Annotated in this window: 14 protein-coding genes; all 14 read right to left on the reverse strand. The window is 45.7% G+C overall.

Annotation, left to right across the window (positions count from 1 at the left end; genetic code table 11):
• Nucleotides 1-11: 11 nt before the first annotated feature.
• Nucleotides 12-1157, reverse strand: a complete 1146-nt coding sequence (locus HMPREF3027_RS08545; RefSeq protein ID WP_070708145.1) for an iron-containing alcohol dehydrogenase — start codon at nt 1155-1157, stop codon at nt 12-14.
• An 18-nt stretch (nt 1158-1175) separates the two neighbouring features.
• Nucleotides 1176-2642, reverse strand: coding sequence for a dihydroneopterin aldolase (gene folB / locus HMPREF3027_RS08550; protein WP_070708147.1), 1467 nt, complete (start codon nt 2640-2642; stop codon nt 1176-1178).
• Nucleotides 2629-3666, reverse strand: coding sequence for a DHH family phosphoesterase (locus HMPREF3027_RS08555; protein WP_070708149.1), 1038 nt, complete (start codon nt 3664-3666; stop codon nt 2629-2631). The genes folB and HMPREF3027_RS08555 overlap by 14 nt, the downstream gene beginning before the upstream one ends.
• Nucleotides 3596-4969, reverse strand: coding sequence for a DEAD/DEAH box helicase (locus HMPREF3027_RS08560; RefSeq protein ID WP_070708151.1), 1374 nt, complete (start codon nt 4967-4969; stop codon nt 3596-3598). Before HMPREF3027_RS08560 ends, HMPREF3027_RS08555 begins: the two co-directional genes overlap by 71 nt.
• Complete coding sequence (locus HMPREF3027_RS08565) at nt 4966-5772, reverse strand: type 2 periplasmic-binding domain-containing protein (RefSeq protein WP_070708153.1); 807 nt, start codon at nt 5770-5772, stop codon at nt 4966-4968. The genes HMPREF3027_RS08560 and HMPREF3027_RS08565 overlap by 4 nt, the downstream gene beginning before the upstream one ends.
• A gap of 14 nt (nt 5773-5786) precedes the next feature.
• Entirely contained in the window at nt 5787-8069 is a 2283-nt protein-coding gene (locus HMPREF3027_RS08570) for a putative porin (RefSeq protein ID WP_070708155.1), read from the reverse strand.
• Complete coding sequence (locus HMPREF3027_RS08575) at nt 8060-9403, reverse strand: dihydroorotase (protein ID WP_070708157.1); 1344 nt, start codon at nt 9401-9403, stop codon at nt 8060-8062. The genes HMPREF3027_RS08570 and HMPREF3027_RS08575 overlap by 10 nt, the downstream gene beginning before the upstream one ends.
• A gap of 16 nt (nt 9404-9419) precedes the next feature.
• Nucleotides 9420-10187 (reverse strand): polyprenol monophosphomannose synthase, encoded by a 768-nt coding sequence (locus HMPREF3027_RS08580; protein WP_070708159.1) that lies wholly within the window; start codon nt 10185-10187, stop codon nt 9420-9422.
• Nucleotides 10184-10561, reverse strand: coding sequence for a hypothetical protein (locus tag HMPREF3027_RS08585; RefSeq protein WP_070708161.1), 378 nt, complete (start codon nt 10559-10561; stop codon nt 10184-10186). The genes HMPREF3027_RS08580 and HMPREF3027_RS08585 overlap by 4 nt, the downstream gene beginning before the upstream one ends.
• Nucleotides 10561-10881 (reverse strand): FtsB family cell division protein, encoded by a 321-nt coding sequence (locus HMPREF3027_RS08590; protein ID WP_018027742.1) that lies wholly within the window; start codon nt 10879-10881, stop codon nt 10561-10563. The genes HMPREF3027_RS08585 and HMPREF3027_RS08590 overlap by 1 nt, the downstream gene beginning before the upstream one ends.
• A 434-nt stretch (nt 10882-11315) precedes the next feature.
• Nucleotides 11316-13679 carry a TonB-dependent receptor gene (locus tag HMPREF3027_RS08595; protein ID WP_083317571.1) on the reverse strand — a complete coding sequence of 788 codons (2364 nt, stop codon included), beginning with the start codon at nt 13677-13679 and terminating at the stop codon, nt 11316-11318.
• A gap of 40 nt (nt 13680-13719) precedes the next feature.
• Complete coding sequence (locus HMPREF3027_RS09810; RefSeq protein WP_256374367.1) at nt 13720-13845, reverse strand: hypothetical protein; 126 nt, start codon at nt 13843-13845, stop codon at nt 13720-13722.
• A 4-nt stretch (nt 13846-13849) separates the two neighbouring features.
• Complete coding sequence (locus HMPREF3027_RS08600; protein ID WP_070708165.1) at nt 13850-16189, reverse strand: TonB-dependent receptor; 2340 nt, start codon at nt 16187-16189, stop codon at nt 13850-13852.
• Between the two features lie 424 nt (nt 16190-16613).
• Entirely contained in the window at nt 16614-17228 is a 615-nt protein-coding gene (locus tag HMPREF3027_RS08610) for a TetR/AcrR family transcriptional regulator (protein WP_070708169.1), read from the reverse strand.
• Nucleotides 17229-17343: the final 115 nt, after the last annotated feature.

A 17343-nucleotide genomic window follows, 5' to 3' on the forward strand; every position in this document is an offset into this window, starting at 1 on the left:
AGATGCTTTTATTATTTCATTGAATCTTCAATGATGAGCTGAATCTTATCGGGTGTGGCACTTTCAAGGGTGCCTAGTGGAGTTCCACGCTGGTGGAAGCGACGAATCATCTCCTCAGCCACTTCGGAGGCAATCTGACCCTCTTTCATTGAACTGGCAAGGCCAAGGCTATGGATAAACTTCTCTACCGCTTGCATGGTAGCCTGGACGGTGGCATCGTTATCTAATCCACTTATGCCGAATACTCTTCGCCCCATTTGGATGATCTTATCCCGCTTCTCTGGTAGCATTACGCGCATCACGGAGGGTAGGAGCATCATGAGAGACGCACCGTGCGTTACCCCTGCAAGGGCGGTGAGCTCGTGTCCCAGTCGGTGAGTTAGCCAATCTTCTTCAACGCCCATCGCTAGGAAGTAATTAAGACCAAAGGTAGCAGAGAGCATATACTCGCAAGCGGTATCGTAGTCGGTGTGATCTTGAATCAGACGAGGGGCTATCTCTAGAATATTGAGTAGCAACCCTTCTGCCATTCGATCCATCACGCCACTCTGACCAGGAAAGGTGAGGTATTGCTCAAGGGTGTGCATAAAGGCATCGGCGATACCGCAAGCCACTTGGTGCTGGCTGAGGGTGTAGGTGTAGGTGGGGTCGAGTATGGAGAAAACAGGATGTTCCCCGACCATTGAGAACTTCTCTTGGGTGGCTCTATTGGAGATAACGGCACCTGAATTCATCTCTGACCCGGTGGCTGGTACGGTGAGGACGGTACCGAGTGGAAGGCACTTTCCCCTATAATAGGTGGTGACCATCTCCCAACAGTTCATAGGAGCTTTAACTCCCATCGCTATCGCTTTACTGGCATCTATCACTGACCCACCTCCTACGGCAAGGATAAATGTACACTTTTCGTCTCTCGCTGTGGCAATGGCTCGGTCGATGGTGGCAGCATCTGGATTGCTCTCTATGCCACCAAAGGGGATTATTTCGTAGCCCGTGAGCTGTGAGATGACTTGGTCATAGATGCCATTTTTGATGATACTGCCTCCACCATAAGTGAGGAGTATCTTGCTCCCTTGAGGGATCTGCTTACTTATCTCTTTGATGCTTCCTTGACCAAATATCAGTTTGGTGGGATTGCAAAATATAAAGTTCTTCATATCAATATCAACCTTTAGTTATGCTTTTGTATAGTGGGCTGTTGCAGAGAAGCTGACCCCCTCTCCCTCAAAGCTAGGAATGGGGGGAGCCAGCTTAGTAATACCGATCGTGACACTGGTGAGGAGGGGAAATTCGGTGCCTAGCCTCTGGAGTATTCGGTAGGTAAGTGTCTCGAGTAACTCAGTGGCTATCTGCATCTCCTGCTGAATGACTTGGTAGACTTCAGCGTAATTGATTCCTTTCTCTAGCTCACCACTCTCCATCACCTCGGTAGCGGGGAAGTGTAGGGTGGCTTGTACTTCAAAAGTATTGCCTACACGCTTTTCGTGGGGAAGTAACCCGTGGTAGGCGAAAAACCTAAGTCCGCTAAGGGTAATGGTATGCTGCGAAGTGCTAAAGTTAGGCTGTGCAATAGTCTCTTTATCTCGCTGTATCTCAAGGGAGTCTTGATGCACTAAATGGTAAAGCTGCGAAAGTAACTCTTGGGGTATGTGGTACTCTTCGGCTGTGGCTTGTAGCTCTTGTAGTCGACGCTGATACTGCTCCTCTTGGAGGGGACTTAAGCTAAGCTGTCGCTTCACCTTGGCGATCTCTTTGGAGAGAAAGCGACGATAAGCAAAGCGATCTATTAGTTGGTGGTCTGTAGTAGTAAACTGGTCTCTGAGCAGCTCTAGTTGTGCTGTGTCGGAGGGGATAGTAGTTCGGAGGAGCTCAGCTAATTCGTCGGGCGTAAGTTGCTGAGCTGGATCGGTAAGAGCTTTGGTAGGGGTGATATGGCTCTCGAGCATCAGCCCATCATACTGTAGGAGGTAGGCGGTTTGGAGAAGCTTAGGGAGGTAGGCTTTGTCCCCTGCAATGTGGCTTGGATCTAGGTAGATGGGGATATTAGGTGCCGCTTGACGCACTTCGGATATCAATTCCCAAAGCGGAGTATTGCGAAGTGAGGAGTGCGTCCCGATATCAAAGCCACGATGTATCAACGCAACCTTTTTGGAGCCTGCGTCAATCAGACGAAGTAGTGCCCCTAACCATAGGTCTAGAGAAGGGGATAGTGGATTCTTAAGAAGGACTGGTAGGTCACAGCCCTTTAGTGCCTCTGCTATCTCCTGAATGGCAAAGGGACTGGCTGTGGTGCGAGCTCCAATCCATATGAAGTCAATACCGTGCTTAAGTGCCTGCTCTACATGATGGGAGTTCCCCACTTCTGTGCCGATGAGCATCCCGTACTTCTCTCGTACTTCGGTGAGCCAAGGGAGCCCCTTTTCGCCTACACCTTCAAACTGTCCGGGATAGGTGCGAGGCTTCCAAATGCCAGCTCTGAATAGCTTCACCCCATAGTGGCTTAGTGCTTCTGCAGTGGCTAATACCTGCTCCCGCGACTCCGCACTGCATGGACCCGCAATCAGTTGAGGGGTATTCTCCGTGGTCCATTCTTTTGACCAGAGAGGTTCGGCAGCGAAGTGGAGCAGGTCACTCATCTTCATGGCTCGGGTGCATTATTTTGATGGCTTCTAAAACTATCTTGGTAGTCTCTGCGAGAGAAGCGTAGACCTCTGCTCCGGCAGCGTTGAGGTGACCTCCGCCATTGAAAAACTGCTTGGCAAACTGATTGACCGGGAAGCTTCCCTTGGAGCGAAGCGATATTTTGGTGTATTTAGACTGTTCGTGGAGAAATATCGAGAAGAGTATCTCCTTAGCAGCTAGTGGCTCATTGACCAAACCTTCGGTATCTCCCACTTGGTAGTCAAACATCCGCTTGTCCTTTTGGCTCATGGTGATGATCGCCGTATGGTATTGCGGATAGAAGGTGAGGTTATTATCCAGCAAGTGGGCGGAGAGGCGTATCTTATCTATTGAGTAGCTACGATTAATGTAGCTAGATATTCTGTCTTTCTCTAGGCCACAATTGAGTAGCTCAGAAATGGTTGTGTAGAGCTTTGGGTCTTGAGAATTGTAACTAAAGCCACCTGTATCCGTCACCATTCCTGTATAGAGACATTCGGCCATGGCTTGATCGATATACTCCTTGTAGCCAAGGGCTTCTATTATCTCAAAGAGGAGTAAGCAGGTAGCGGGCTTCTCGGGGTAAGAAAAGCAGAGATCTACATCACTAGTGGGGTGCAGGTGGTGGTCTATCATCACCTTAAATGCAGTGGCACTAGCTAGGGCACTCTCCAACTGCTCCACCCGCTTTAGCTCATTGAAGTCCATGAGAAAAATAACTTCTGCCTCTTGGAGGGCTTGGATAGCTTCCTCAGGTTGGTGCTTAGCGATGATCGCTTTATCAGCCTCCTTCAGAAATCCAAAGCTAGGGGGAAAGTCGGTGGGGTGTACCACCTTTGTAGTATGCCCCAGCTTTTCAAGAAGTAGCGAGAGGGCAAGGGTGGAGCCGAGAGAATCTCCGTCGGGAGATACGTGTCCTATCAGTGTGATCTGCTTAGGAGTTTGTAGCTGGCTTTTGAGTTGGTTTAGCTCCTCTTCCTTGAACTTTATTGTTGTTGGCTCCATTTCTTCTTCTTCTTTTATTGTTTTGAGGTCTTTGTTGTGACCCTCCTTTTCGGTTTCGATTTCGATTGTTATTCCTCCCTCGTCTTTGATTGCGAGGCTTGTCGTTTGGTTTCTCTTGCTCTTCGGATAGCGTAACGAATCCTTCTGGCAGGCTGTTTCGCTGTACATTGTACCCTAAGAACTTCTCAATATCTATAAAGCGGCCTTTATCTCGTTGATTGACAATGGTGATGGCAGCTCCACCTAGATTGGTCCCTCTAGAGGTACGACCGATGCGGTGTACATAGTCCTCAGGGTCGGAAGGGACATCGTAATTGACAATTAGTTGGATATCATCCACGTCAATTCCTCGAGAGAGAATGTCCGTAGCCACAATGATCTCTATATGTCCATTCTTGAAGTCGTTCATCACTTCATTACGCTCCGATTGGTCTAGGTCAGAGTGCATTTGTGCCACCTTGTAGCCATTGCTACGAAGTAGTCGGTAGGCCTCTTTGACACGATCCTTAGAGCCAAAGAAAACGATGGACTTAGTCACCTCTCTCTCCTTAAATATCTGTGTGAGAAGTGCTAGCTTTTCATCCTCTTTGCAGAAGTAGACACTTTGGTCAATCGACTCTGGTGGACGAGAGATAGCAATATTTATCTCTACTGCATTCTTAGTAATCTCCTTGGCAAGTCGGCGTATCTTATCAGGCATTGTCGCCGAAAACATCACCGTCTGTACATCTTGTGGCAGTAACTTGTAGACCTCCACAATATCATCGAAGAAGCCCATATCAAGCATTCGGTCGGCCTCATCAAGCACAAAGAAACTGACACGTGAGAGATCTACAGTATTGAGGTTGATATGTGAAAGCAGACGCCCTGGAGTGGCGACAATAATATCTGCCCCCATACGCAAAGCCCGCTTCTGCTGCTCCCATTCAATGCCACCAGTACCGCCATAGATAGGCACTGCACTCACCCCGCTAACGAAGTAGGAAAAGGCATCAATCTGTCGGTCAATCTGCTGTGCGAGCTCTCTCGTAGGTGCCATGATGACGGCATTGACATACTCCTCGGGATACTCACCCGACGCCAGTTCGCTTAGAATTGGTAGCACAAAGGCAGCAGTCTTCCCCGTACCTGTCTGAGCACACGAAATCACGTCTTGCCCCTCAAGTATATGGGGAATAGAGGCCTCTTGGACTGGCGATGGATGATTGAAACCCATCGCATCTAGCCCATCCAATACCGTTGGATGAAGTCCAAAGGAGTAAAAGTCGTCGTGCTCTGGTATATTATCTCTGTCTATATTCATTTCTTCTCTAATTCATTGATTATATCTAGCCACTCTTGGCTCCCCCTCTTGGCGATAATCGCACTATCTATTGCTACCTTGAGGCTATCTGCAGTCGCATTCACTAGCCATACCTGCTGTAGCTCAAAGCCAATGCCTTTGGAGCTTTGTAGCGTGCTATCTACTGCCACAATCGCATCGGCTAGGTTTTTATCGCAGATGAGGTAGTCGATTTCCCCCTTAGAGAGTTTTGTCGCCAATTGCATCGTAGGTAGCTCGCTACTCTCTATTGATAGGCTAGGGTAGTTGAGCTCCGCTAGGTTCTCTAGGATTGTGATGGCAGCTTGGTCTTCTTCCGATACCCATACCGTGACTGGCTCCTCTCCAGTAAAGTCTGCCTCCCAATTGGTGTTACTAGCCTTGTGGAGTAGATTGAAGCTAGAGGTGTAAAGCCATTCAGTAGGCGTTGTGCCCTCTATTTTATTCGCCATAGAGAGGGGCATGGTGGTAGCATAAAGCTGCACCTCCCCTTTTTTTAACTTCTCTATCGCATCGCCCCTAGTGGCAAAAGGCACTATTTCATATTCCCTTTGCGGTAAAACTAGCTCCAAAAGCTTCTTGGCACGCCCCGTCATCTCCCCAAGAGAGTCTACTCTAAGCCCATCAGGCGAAAGGTCGACAGCCACTTTGACAACCGTTGAAGTGGGCTGATCCGACTGTCGCTGAGCTCTACGTGCGGTAAAAACCCACATGAGGAGGGCTGCGGCTAGAATGGCAAAGCCATTGGCAATGGTCACGCGCTTGGACTTAGAGAGTTGAGACATCGTATCCTTATTGCTTAGTTTCTTAAATCAACTGCGACGCCCATCCTCAATACTGGTGGGTAAAGCGGGTAGTTGGGCATCGTGAAGTGACTTGGCTTGAAGAGTAGAGCCCCTACATTGTAGTACTTTACGAAAAAGCGAGCCCTCTTGAGGTGGGCATTGACGTAAGCATTGAGTAGAGGGGCTTCACCACCAATCTTAATATCTTCTTGCGGTCTAAATTGCTGGGTACTTGGCTCATAGTAAGGTGCGTAGTAGGCGGTATGCCACTTAGCATCTGCCCCTACCTGTAGAGTCATCACCTTAGCTATTAGGAATTTAAGATAAAAGTTGGAGTAGACGGAGACCATAGGGAGAGGGGTGATGTCGTGGTGGCTACTACTCTGCCAAATAACGCTATTCTCCCAGTTAAGTATCTTCCAGCTGAGGCTTTGATCCAGTCCAACTGAGATGACCCTCGTATTCAATTCCGTCTGCACTGGTATGCCCTTCATATCAGGGGCAATAGGATTTTGAAGCGTCTCAAAATTGGCAAAGATACGGCTCTTGGTAAAAGGAATATTCATTGAGCCTCCCACTCTGAGCAATTGTATCATCTTGAGCGACCTATCCCACTCGTGTAGACTTGCTTTGAACTTCCTAAGGTAGTAAGAGGGTTGGATATTTTGGAAGTCAACATTTGCCGAGACGGTCACCGTATGTCCCAGTAGAGGGATGTGGGTATTCAATTGACCACTCACCTCCACCTCACCAGCTTGTGCTCCGATGAGGGCTACCTGTCCCCACGCATAGTAGTCAAAGTACTTAAAGGAGTTACTACTGATGCGACCACCAACAGATAGACTGTTTTCGGTCGCTTCGTTTTTCTCCACCTCATCTATTTCTAGACGCTGAGCATCGGCCCAATTCATAAGTGGCTGAGAGTATTTACGGTAGTCATGAGCCACAAAGGCAGCGATGCCCATCTTTGCCCACTTCTTAAAGCCCTCCAGCACTTCCACACCTACCGTATTGCTAATGCAAAGGGTAGAAAAAGAGTCATTGGGGAAGTATCGTGCTCCTGCCGGCCGAGGAATGACCGGATTGGGGTACTCTTTTTCAAAAGCAGGGTCAAGAGAGACCCACTCTCTTCTCCCCTTCTCTAGCTGAAAGTCGTGAAATATGGCAGCAACAGGCACAAATACCCGATTCGCCTTTTCTGCCTCCGCCTCTTCCTCCTCGTCTTCCGTTGGTACTTTCGCTTGCCCAGAGGATTTTCCTAGTCGTCGCCTCGCAGGCCCTTGTGGGACGGGGGTTGTCGTGAGGGTATCTACTGGCAACTCCAATGGTGCGGGCATAAGACTATCCGTGGGTAGGCTACTTGCTGTTTCGGTTGGTGGTAGTTGGGTAGACTCCTCGGGCAAGGGTAGCTCTGACTTCATTTCCTCTACCTCTTTATCTAGCCTATTGCCCTCCTTATCCTGGTAATAGCCAAATCGATATTTGTGGTGTAAGCGACCCGAGCCATACACCATCCTATTCCACGTGGATTTATAGCGTGTGGGGATATCCTTGGGGAGTAGGGTGCGTCGACCTTCCATAAAGTCATCGGGATTGGTCACGTACCGCATATCGGTAATACCTCCACTCTCCTGATTGGTGGCATTGGTATTGCCCATCGAAGCGTAGGCTTGGTATCGGTCGCCCCGATAGTAGGAGAATACCCGATAGGTAAAGTTTTTACTGCTTGTTTGGGCATAATAACCATTGGCATAGTCAATATCAATATCGCCACCCAAGCTCCACTCCTTGCCGAGGTTGGAAGAAAAGGTGAAGGTGAAGTTTTGCTCCTTATTCTCATTATTCCCCACGGTGAGGTACTTCAAAAAGGTGTAGGGCGTCTTTGTGTCGTACCATTGCATCCGTTGCTTATTACGGAATAGATGCCCATAGGGCTGGGTAAAGAAAAACTGCCCCCACCGATTGATAGGGAGATCAAAGTAGATTTTTGATTGATAAGGCGAGGCATAGGTGCCGGCATAAGCCTCTGCCACGCTAAGCCCCTCAATATATGCACGACTATGGTAATTGAGCATCATCGTATCTACCGATGCACTCTGCAAGTCTCCTGTACGTGGTGTAAGGTAAAAGGAAAAGAGACTACTCAGACGATCCCTATCCGAGTCATCATAGTCATCTTTCTTCTCTTTTCGCTCACGCAGTTGCTTGTCCATATCTATCTGTGCATAGGATTCTATGCCAAATAGAGATAGGAGTAGGGCGAGAAGAAGTATTTGGTACCGTGGCTTCATCTCCATTCCTTGTGATTAAACGTAAGAGGGCGAGCAACTTTTGGTAAGTAGGCTACCACAGCCCCGTTCTTGACTACCTCAGTGCCATTAACAAAGGTTGAAACGACACTATGCTCAAAGGTATGCCCCTCTAGTGGGCTCCAACCACACTTGCTAGCAATATTGTTCTTTGAGACCGTCCAAGGCTTATTAGGATCAACCAGTACCAAGTCTGCAAAGTACCCTTCACGGATATATCCACGCTGCTCCACCTCAAATAGGTCGGCTGGGTTGTGGCACATACACTCAACCACTCGCTCTATACTGAATACCCCTTGGTCGGCTAGCTCTAGCATCATCAGCAGTGAGTGCTGTACCAGTGGACCTCCTGAGGCTGCGGTAAGTGCACCGCCCTCCTTTTCGGAGAGTAGGTGTGGAGCATGGTCGGTGGCAATGATATTAAGCTTGCCACACCTTACGGCCTCTCTCAGGGCCTCCCTATCTTGAAGGGTTTTGACGGCCGGGTTCCACTTGATGCGGGTGCCCAGTCGTTCGTAGTCTTGATCCGTAAACCAAAGGTGATGAACACATACTTCTCCCGTGATGTGTTGGCTCTCGTCTAGTAGCTCCAGCTCTTTAGCCGTGCTTAGGTGGAGGATATGTAGCTTTGCTCCAGCCTCCTTGGCTAGTTGGCTTGCCTTTAGGCTACTTTCGTAGCACGCTTCAGCACTCCTAATAACAGGGTGCCACTTTACGTCTGGGTCGTTGCCCACTTCGGCAATCACCTTGGCTTTATTCCGTTGGATTACCTCCTCACTTTCGCAGTGAGTGGCAATCAGAAGAGGAGCATCTCTAAAGATAGCTCTCAGGGCATCGTCGTGGTCCACCAGCATATTGCCGGTTGAGGCACCCATAAACACCTTCACCCCAGGCGTGTATTTCCTATCTACTTGTGTGAGGAGAGGGGCATTGTCATTCGTAGCACCGAAGTAAAAAGAGTAGTTGGCAAAGGAGCTTTTCTTTGCGATCTCCATCTTGTCCTTCCACGCCTCTAGGGTGATGGTTTGTGGCATCGTATTGGGCATCTCCATAAAACTGGTTACGCCACCAAGAATAGCGGCACGACTTTCTGAGGCGATATCCCCTTTGTGGGTGAGCCCCGGCTCGCGGAAGTGAACCTGATCGTCAATCACCCCTGGCAGGCAGAGAAGTCCCTTTGCCTCAATTACCCTGTCGGCAGTTGGTAGCTCGTCCCCGCTTGTGTAGATGCGAGCTATCTGCTCACCTTTGATCAGTATGGAAGCATTCTCCAGTCTCTTCCCCTCGTTGATTATATTCGCTCCTTTGATTAATATAGACATGGTCTCTCTCTTTCTTTTATTCCTCTAGTTGCACACTTCCTTTCTGTGGAAACTTACGGGTCATTCCCCACCAACGCAGTTTCAATACTCCGAAGAAAGCTTCACCAAAGATGCTACTATTCATCTTGCTAGTGCCGTGTACACGGTTGACAAATACAATTGGCACTTCAGTTAGCTTGAACCCGCACATCTTAGCGGTATACTTCATCTCGATTTGAAAAGCATATCCCTTGAAGTGGATCTCATCCAGATGGATGGTCCGAAGCACCTCAGCTCTATAGCAAACAAAGCCAGCGGTAGCGTCATTGACCTTCATCCCTGTGACGATGCGGACATACTTCGAGGCAAAGTAGCTCATCAACACCCTACCTAGTGGCCAATTGACCACATTGACCCCCTTCACATATCTCGAACCGATGGCTAGGTCGGCACCCTCCACGGCACAGGCTTCGTAGAGGCGGACCAGATCCTTTGGGTTGTGGCTAAAGTCGGCATCCATCTCGAGGATATAGTCGTACCTCTTCTCAAGAGCCCACTTAAAGCCTGCAATATAGGCGGTGCCAAGCCCTTGCTTCCCTTCGCGTTCTAGGATATGCACCCTCCCAGGGTATTCTTCAATAATCTTGTGCACCTCCTTAGCTGTGCCGTCGGGCGAATTGTCGTCTACCACCAGCACCTCAAAAGGTATTGGTAGGTCCATCACCGCCTCTATGATTGCTCTGATATTTTCAATCTCATTATAGGTGGGAATGATTACCAACCTTCTATCGCCATCTCTAGTCATGACTTGTTCTCCTTTCTCAAAGCTCTATCCTTTGCAAATAGAGCGTAGATATAAAATACAGTGGCTACTGCAAATAGTGGCAACCAAATATTGGAGCCTTGGATCATAAAACCACCAGATACTAAATAGATCAATAGCCCAATGAACGTCATGCGATCCAGCCGACGAATCCTTTTCTCCTCGCTACCTCCTTTGCTACTTATTTGCAAAAGGGTCGCTATTGCAGCCATGCCACCACCTATCGCTACCAACCAGCCACTATAGGGTTTTGTACAGTCGGGCTCAAATAAGATAGCCCCAATCAATACCAAAATAGGACCGATTGTCTGTAGGTTTCTTACCCACCTATTGTCATATTTAGTATGCTTACTCATCACTTAAGTAGGTATATTTCTTCGTCCTCCTCCTTCATTAGGTACCGCTCTCTAGCAAATTTCTCCAAGCGGTCTCTCTCAATCCAGAGATCCTCTTTCGCCACCTTAGTTTTCTCTATCTCCCTTTTCAACTCTCGTATTTCTCGCTCTTGTTTGTCAAGGGTACGGCTGTACTTCAGCTGAGTCCAAACACTTGTATTGCTGGGAATAATGATCTTAATAAGAAACAATATAGCAAATAGCAGAAAAGGATTGACCCTTTTCAGCCATCGCCAAACAGCCTTGCCCACGGCAGAAATATGACTTCCAAACTTGCCCATAACTACCCCCAAAGATACCAATTTATTCCGATAATAAGAGGGCCCCATCCGCGTAATCAGGGGTTACCCATTAGAAAGGTCTTGCCATGAATGACCTCCCCTCGTGGGAGGTCAGACGGATCATTGCCACTAGTCGAGGCTCGTAGAGCTGATGACTAGGGAAGCAAAAACCGAACCACCCCTACCATTCGACCCCTTGTGGGTCGGACAACCCATTCTAGGATTAATCTGATGCGGTTGTCCGACCCGCAAGGGGTCGTGGGATAGGGGGGGATGACCGTTGATCCCCCGGTCGTTCGGGGGCCTAGCCCCCTCCGACTCGGGGGCTAGGATCCGTCGGACCTCTGGCGAGGTCCTTACTCGTAGACAACCCGCTAAAGATCATACGATAAGACCTTTCTAATGCGTAACCCCTGCCGCGTAATTAGAGGGTGCTACAATCTATATTGATCCATATTAAGGATGTTGGGTTTTGAGTGCGTCTTCATCTTTCCAAAGTAGTAGGAGATAGAGAAGTTTACTGACGGGAAGGCGGTATCTTCAAAATAGAGCACTTTGAGGTTGGGGTCTTGTCTGTACTCGTTCTCTGTGCGAGATATCCGAATCGGGTTGCTAATGGCAAGTGAAAAATCCCAATCACTCCCGCTTGGTTGGTACCTCATATCTATCTTGCTTCTTAGTCTTTTCCCTACCAATACATCTTGCATCATCCAGCTGTGTGCGTACGATATCCCAGCGTTAAGTTGTAGACCTGAAGCAAGGGTAAATGTGTTATTAAAATCGGCGTAAGGCTGTGTATGCCGTTTCAGCCAAATTGCTTTTGGGTGATATTGAAAGACCACTCCTACCTCTGCGGAAGTATACCACCAGGGGGTAATATTTCCTGAGTATGAAAGGTTACCAGTCCACTTGTGTTGAGTAGGCATGTTTCTATTGGTAACAATGACGATTGGGGCTTCGTAGAAGTAACTATTTTGTAAGTAATCATTGGTGATAGAGTAGCTGAGTCCTAAACCTAATGACTTCCAGTAATAGTCTAATCCAAATGAATGGGTAGAGGCGGGGCGTAGTTCAGGATTGCCAACAGAGTAGAGATAGTCATTCCTTTTTGTGCGATAGCTATTGGTAAGCGCAAATGGCGGACGAAAGAGCCATTTGGAATATCTCAGACTGATATTGCCGTATGCTCCTGCATTATACCCAATTCTTACAGAAGGCAATAATTGCCCCACATTAAGCTTCTTATTGGCTGTTCGGGAGTAGGCATAAGTATGTTCGTATTTCAAACCTCCTGTTAAGCTCCATACCCCTTTACTCATCTGTAGCTGGGCAAAAATAATGGCCAAATGCTCTTCGTACAAAGAGTGAGCGTCTGTGAGAGATTGAGATTGCCCTTGTCCGTGGAAGCTATAGTTGGTGTTGCTTTTAGTCATCGTATATGAGGCGCCAGACTCTAGAGCCCATACGGGGGTTAGCTGTGTAGATAACTGAGTAGCAGCGTAGAATTGTTGGTTGCTTTCATCGTTGATATTCTGCTCCTCCTTAATAGGATTGCCATCGGCAGAGTAACGCAAAGCATCTGTGGCATGTGCTTTGTTCTTCAAATAGAAGAGGGAGTTCAGCCAGTTGTATTTATCGTCTTTAGAGTGCCAAGAATGATTGAATTCCCCAGTGAAAGAGGTAGAGCTACTGTTGCCATTAGTCAGTATGTCTTGTAGTAGGGGTTTGGTTGGCTGCTCTAACACTGTAGCCGATTCATACAGAGAGTTAGGAGCTCTGCGATAACTTGCCGTGCCATTAATGGAGTGTAACTCGCCGAGCTGAGCACTGGCTCCAAGGTTGAAGCTATACGCTAGGTACTTATTGCTATGGTAATGATTATTCTCCTTGATGACTTTGTTGTCGAAGTAGTACTCCCTTTCCACAAAGTAATGGGGATATCTCGACGAACTCACAGAGGCATTTGCAAACCCTTGCACACGAGAGTTGCCATATACGAAGCGAGCATAAAGTCCTTCATCGTGGGCAGGATGCTTTTTCCCATTTTTAATCGCGTTGCCAGCATAGCCAAAGTCGGCAGATAGAGAGCCTGTATATCCGTTGATCTCTTTCAGTACAATATTAACATACCCACCCGTAATGCCACTTCCGAGATCTGCGGACTGCCCTAATTGCACTTCGATTCGCTCGATCATATCTGAGCGAAGAGCTAGCAAACGGTCATGAAGGGTACCACCTGATAGGTTGGTTTTTTGCCCATTGATACGCACTTCTGCGGGGTTGCCGTCGATTAAGAAGCTATCTCCTGACTGGCTTACCCTAGGGGTTCTTCTGAGGTAATCAATGGCATTATACCCTTTGAGTTGATACATTGGGGTATGCTTGATGTCGAACGTGAGGATTCCCTCTTTCATCCGAACCGCCCGTCTTACTGCCGTGACAGCTACTTCGTCCAATTCATTTGAGATAGAGACTTGGCGTTTCCCCAGGTTGATGATCCCATTGAGCGGGGCAGGTAATAGCTCCTCAAAGAGAACCTTACCTTGGAACGTTGCTCGAATAGCGGTCTCTTTCTCCGATAGGTCAAAGGCGACATACCCTAGGGAGTCGGTGTAGTGTATCTGGATCGTTTCGGCATCTTTTTCTAAAGAAGCTAATGTCGTTAGCGTCACATAAGGAATAGGTTCTCCATCGGAATCAATAATGGTTCCTACAACTTGTTGTGCGTTGAGTGACGAGAAGGCACTGAGTAGCACAGATATTATTGAAAATAAGGTGAGGTGTTTCTTCCTGTTCATATCATTCTCGGTATTCGTAGATTCAAATTACTAGTGCAATTTACTTATCATTTTCCAGCCAGACAGCCATAGGGGCTTTACCTCCAGGGATATAGTTAAAAGATATGCTAAACCACAGTCCATTGCATCCTGTTGCCTTAATATTCTCATTTTTCTTGAACTCCATATTTTTACTTGGTCAGAAGCCCTGTGTCAGAGTGAGTGTTGTTAATCTTCTGACGAGCTATGTCTATTTTTTTTCCAAAACTAAAGTTGTAGGATAACTTCAAGTATATCGTATTAGCTGTTTGATTTGATATATTCCACCTATCCATCTGTAATATAGCTCCTGGATGAGTTTTTTGCCCACTCCTATACTCCTTAACGAATAAATATTTGCCACCGATACCAATATTCAACCCAAAATTCGTTTTATAACTAACTTCTGCCACCGTTGCTTTAGGAGCCTTGATCAACCACAAGCCTTGCATATAGTTACTTGCAGATTGATACATTAGCATAGTGTGCCAGTTCTTGATGTTATAATCAATCTGAAAGAAATAGCGTAAATAGTTATTATCCCATTTATTACCTTCGTTCTGAATATGACCAAGTACGTAATTTCCCCAAGAGCTAAAACTAAGTTTTGGGTTACCAAGTGGCATGTATTTTATTTGCCAAGCGACAAGAAAGTCTGCAAGAGAATTCAGATTCTTGTATGTTTCTGCGATGTAGCTTTCTCGCTTTTCAAAAAATGGGAGGATAGCCCCTTGGGCGAAAGAATAGCTTAAATTAATAGCTGTAGTAAGATAGTTATTATAGAAGTTCCCTCCAACCGTAAACCTATGCTTGAGATAGGGCTTGAGCTCGGCATTACCGACAAAAACATATTTATAATCTTTGTAAATAGGAGTTTCCGTCAGCATTGAAATACTTGGAGTTATATTATCTATGTTATAGAAAGCAAAAAGCCCAATCCTCTTCCTTGGGGTATAATAAACTCTAGCATTGGGCTTAAATGTAAAGAAGGAGAAGGATTGATTATGCTTTGGATTGCGAAAATTCACTTGCTGTAATCCTAAACTACCATATAGTTGCCATTTCCCTATGGAGATTGAGGCATCTGAATAAATATTCAATATATTAATCGAGGAAAAGGATTTGCGAGGCATAGCAACCTCTCCGATATGGAGTTCTTGATCGTTTGTGCTGAAATTATCTCGAATGCCGAATTTTAATGTCGCTTTTTCGAAGAAATGACTATATTGTAAGTCTGCAGTGGTGCTTTTCTTGAGACCATACACTTTAGAATATTCGTCAAAGAACTTTTCCCCTGTCAATTTCTCCTCAATGTAAGATGAGTTGAGCTGGGATTTATAAAGGCCTCCGCTAAAATCAAATAATAGCTCTCTTTTTTTGCCAAACCTCTTGGCTATGTAGACATCCCAAGCGTAAGACTGCCACCTTATATGGCTGGGAGAATTGGCTTTTAGAATATCTACTTCAGAGGAAATAACCTTTTGTTGATAGTTTGAAAGTTCATCATATAGAGAAAGTTTCCCAGTGGCATTAAGCTGAAGATTATTACCCCACATTTTCATTACCCCAAACTGAAAATTATGTTGTTTTCTTTCCCATGGGGACTCCATACCAATTTTTTCTTTACTATATATTTTATTTTCATAGTTGTAGACGAGCTTTTCATCCTGACGATATATGCTACGACTGAGTACATTGTCATAAGTCGTAGAGAAACGCCACTTATTAACATTGTAAGCTGCGGAAAAAATATTAGTGCCATCTAATCTGGTGACTGCATCTGTCAAATCCACAAATATATTACCTCCTTGTATCTCCTTTTTTGTGATAACGTTGATAACCATACTCGCTCCCATCGAAATAAAACGCGCAGGAGGATTTCTATAGACATCTACTTTAGAGATGTCTCCCTTGTCAATGACTAACAAATCTTTTTCTTCAACCTTAACTCCATTGAGTAGAATAAGTACTGAACCTCCATCTGAAGCTGTAAGTGTTCGCCATCCCGTTACTGTTAATGACGGTATGAGAGAAAGAGCCTCTAAGAATGTAGAATAATTTTTCATCTTCATAGGGTTAAACCGATAACTTTCGTGAGATGAGAGCCTATTCACCTCACTTGGACTTACAACAACTTCTCCAAGTAACTGCGAGTTGGTTCTTAGTTTAATATTCCCCACTTCTTTTTCAGAGTATTCCGCCTCATAGGGATAATAACCAATGTAAGTTACGCGCAAAATAAACTTATGGGGAACTTTGTTTAATTGCAACGAGAATAAGCCCAAAGAATCAGATACACAGTGAGTAAGAAGAGTGCTATCTTGACTCGACAGCATCACTACTGATGCATACGGAAGGTTCTCTTCTGTATCTGAGAGTATTTTACCTCGAACTATTTCTTGAGCATAGGAGGGAAAAGATACATTAAATAGTACAATCGAAAGTACTAGCAAATGCAGTACTTGGTACTTATTTTTTATTCCTGTATTCATAACATCAAATTCCATTTCTTACACTTGGAACACTTAGGGTCTGGTTGATTCCCAATTTCCATTCCATGAACATTAACAACATCTACATAGCATACATGTTTAAATATTTCACCTTTACACTCAAATAAATGTTGACAGGAGTTGCACGGAGGGTTGAAGTTCCTCGAAATATTTCCGTCAAAAATAGATACGGCTTTATCGGAATCCCATATTTCTTCTAAAGTTCGTTCTTAAATGTTTCCTAAAACAAACAGAGGGTTCTTGTAAAGCATTTCACATACAGTGCAAGTGCCATCACATAAAATAGATACAGACCGAACTCTCGATGGTTTTTCATCAATGAGACCAATATAATCCTCCATCTCCTCGTTGGATACAGGCTTATTAGGCAAAAAGACCGCAACTTTATTGATGTACACATCTCTCATAAGCGTATAGAGTTATATAGCAGTAAGTGCTTATTTTTCAACTCTTCTATATCCAACTCATTCCCTGTTATGGATTGGATAAACGAATCTCCATAGTATAAAGAGCGAAACATAGATACGACCAGGGGCGGGTCAATGCTTTGATTCAGTTCGCCGGCAGAGAGACCTTTCTCGTAATATGTTAGCCACAATTGTGTTATTTCTTGATCCAAAGCTTTGCACCTATCATTAAACCCTTCGTAATGAAATTTGGCAGAGGATAGTAGGTTGATATACTCTGTGGAATTCACATATATAAGGGAGTTCCTTACAGAATTCATCCGCTCTTTCGTATGATTTAATTCGTTCATGATAAAGCTAAGAAATGGCTTCTCATTTGATGCAAGTTCTTCTCTCTCTAAGGAGTTAGATAGAAGTTCAAAGACGAATTTGTCAATGACCGCTCTGTATAATCCTTCTTTGTTCTTTACCTTATAGTATATAGCTCCTCTAGACAATCCGATTATTTCTTCCAAATCCGCCGTAGTGACATCCGCATACTCCTTCACCAAAAAGAGTTTGAATGCCCCTACGAGTATTTGATTCCTACGTTCTTCACTCTTACTTATCATAGTTTAGTACTACTGTAATAATATTCTTTCCGAGTGCTAAGTTAGACATAAGAAATTAAACTACCAAGTAAGCCGTGAAAAAGGTCAGGGGTTACGCATTAGAAAGTTCTTACCG

This window comes from Porphyromonas sp. HMSC077F02, from assembly GCF_001815465.1.
In the GTDB taxonomy this organism is placed as follows: Bacteria; Bacteroidota; Bacteroidia; order Bacteroidales; family Porphyromonadaceae; genus Porphyromonas_A; species Porphyromonas_A somerae.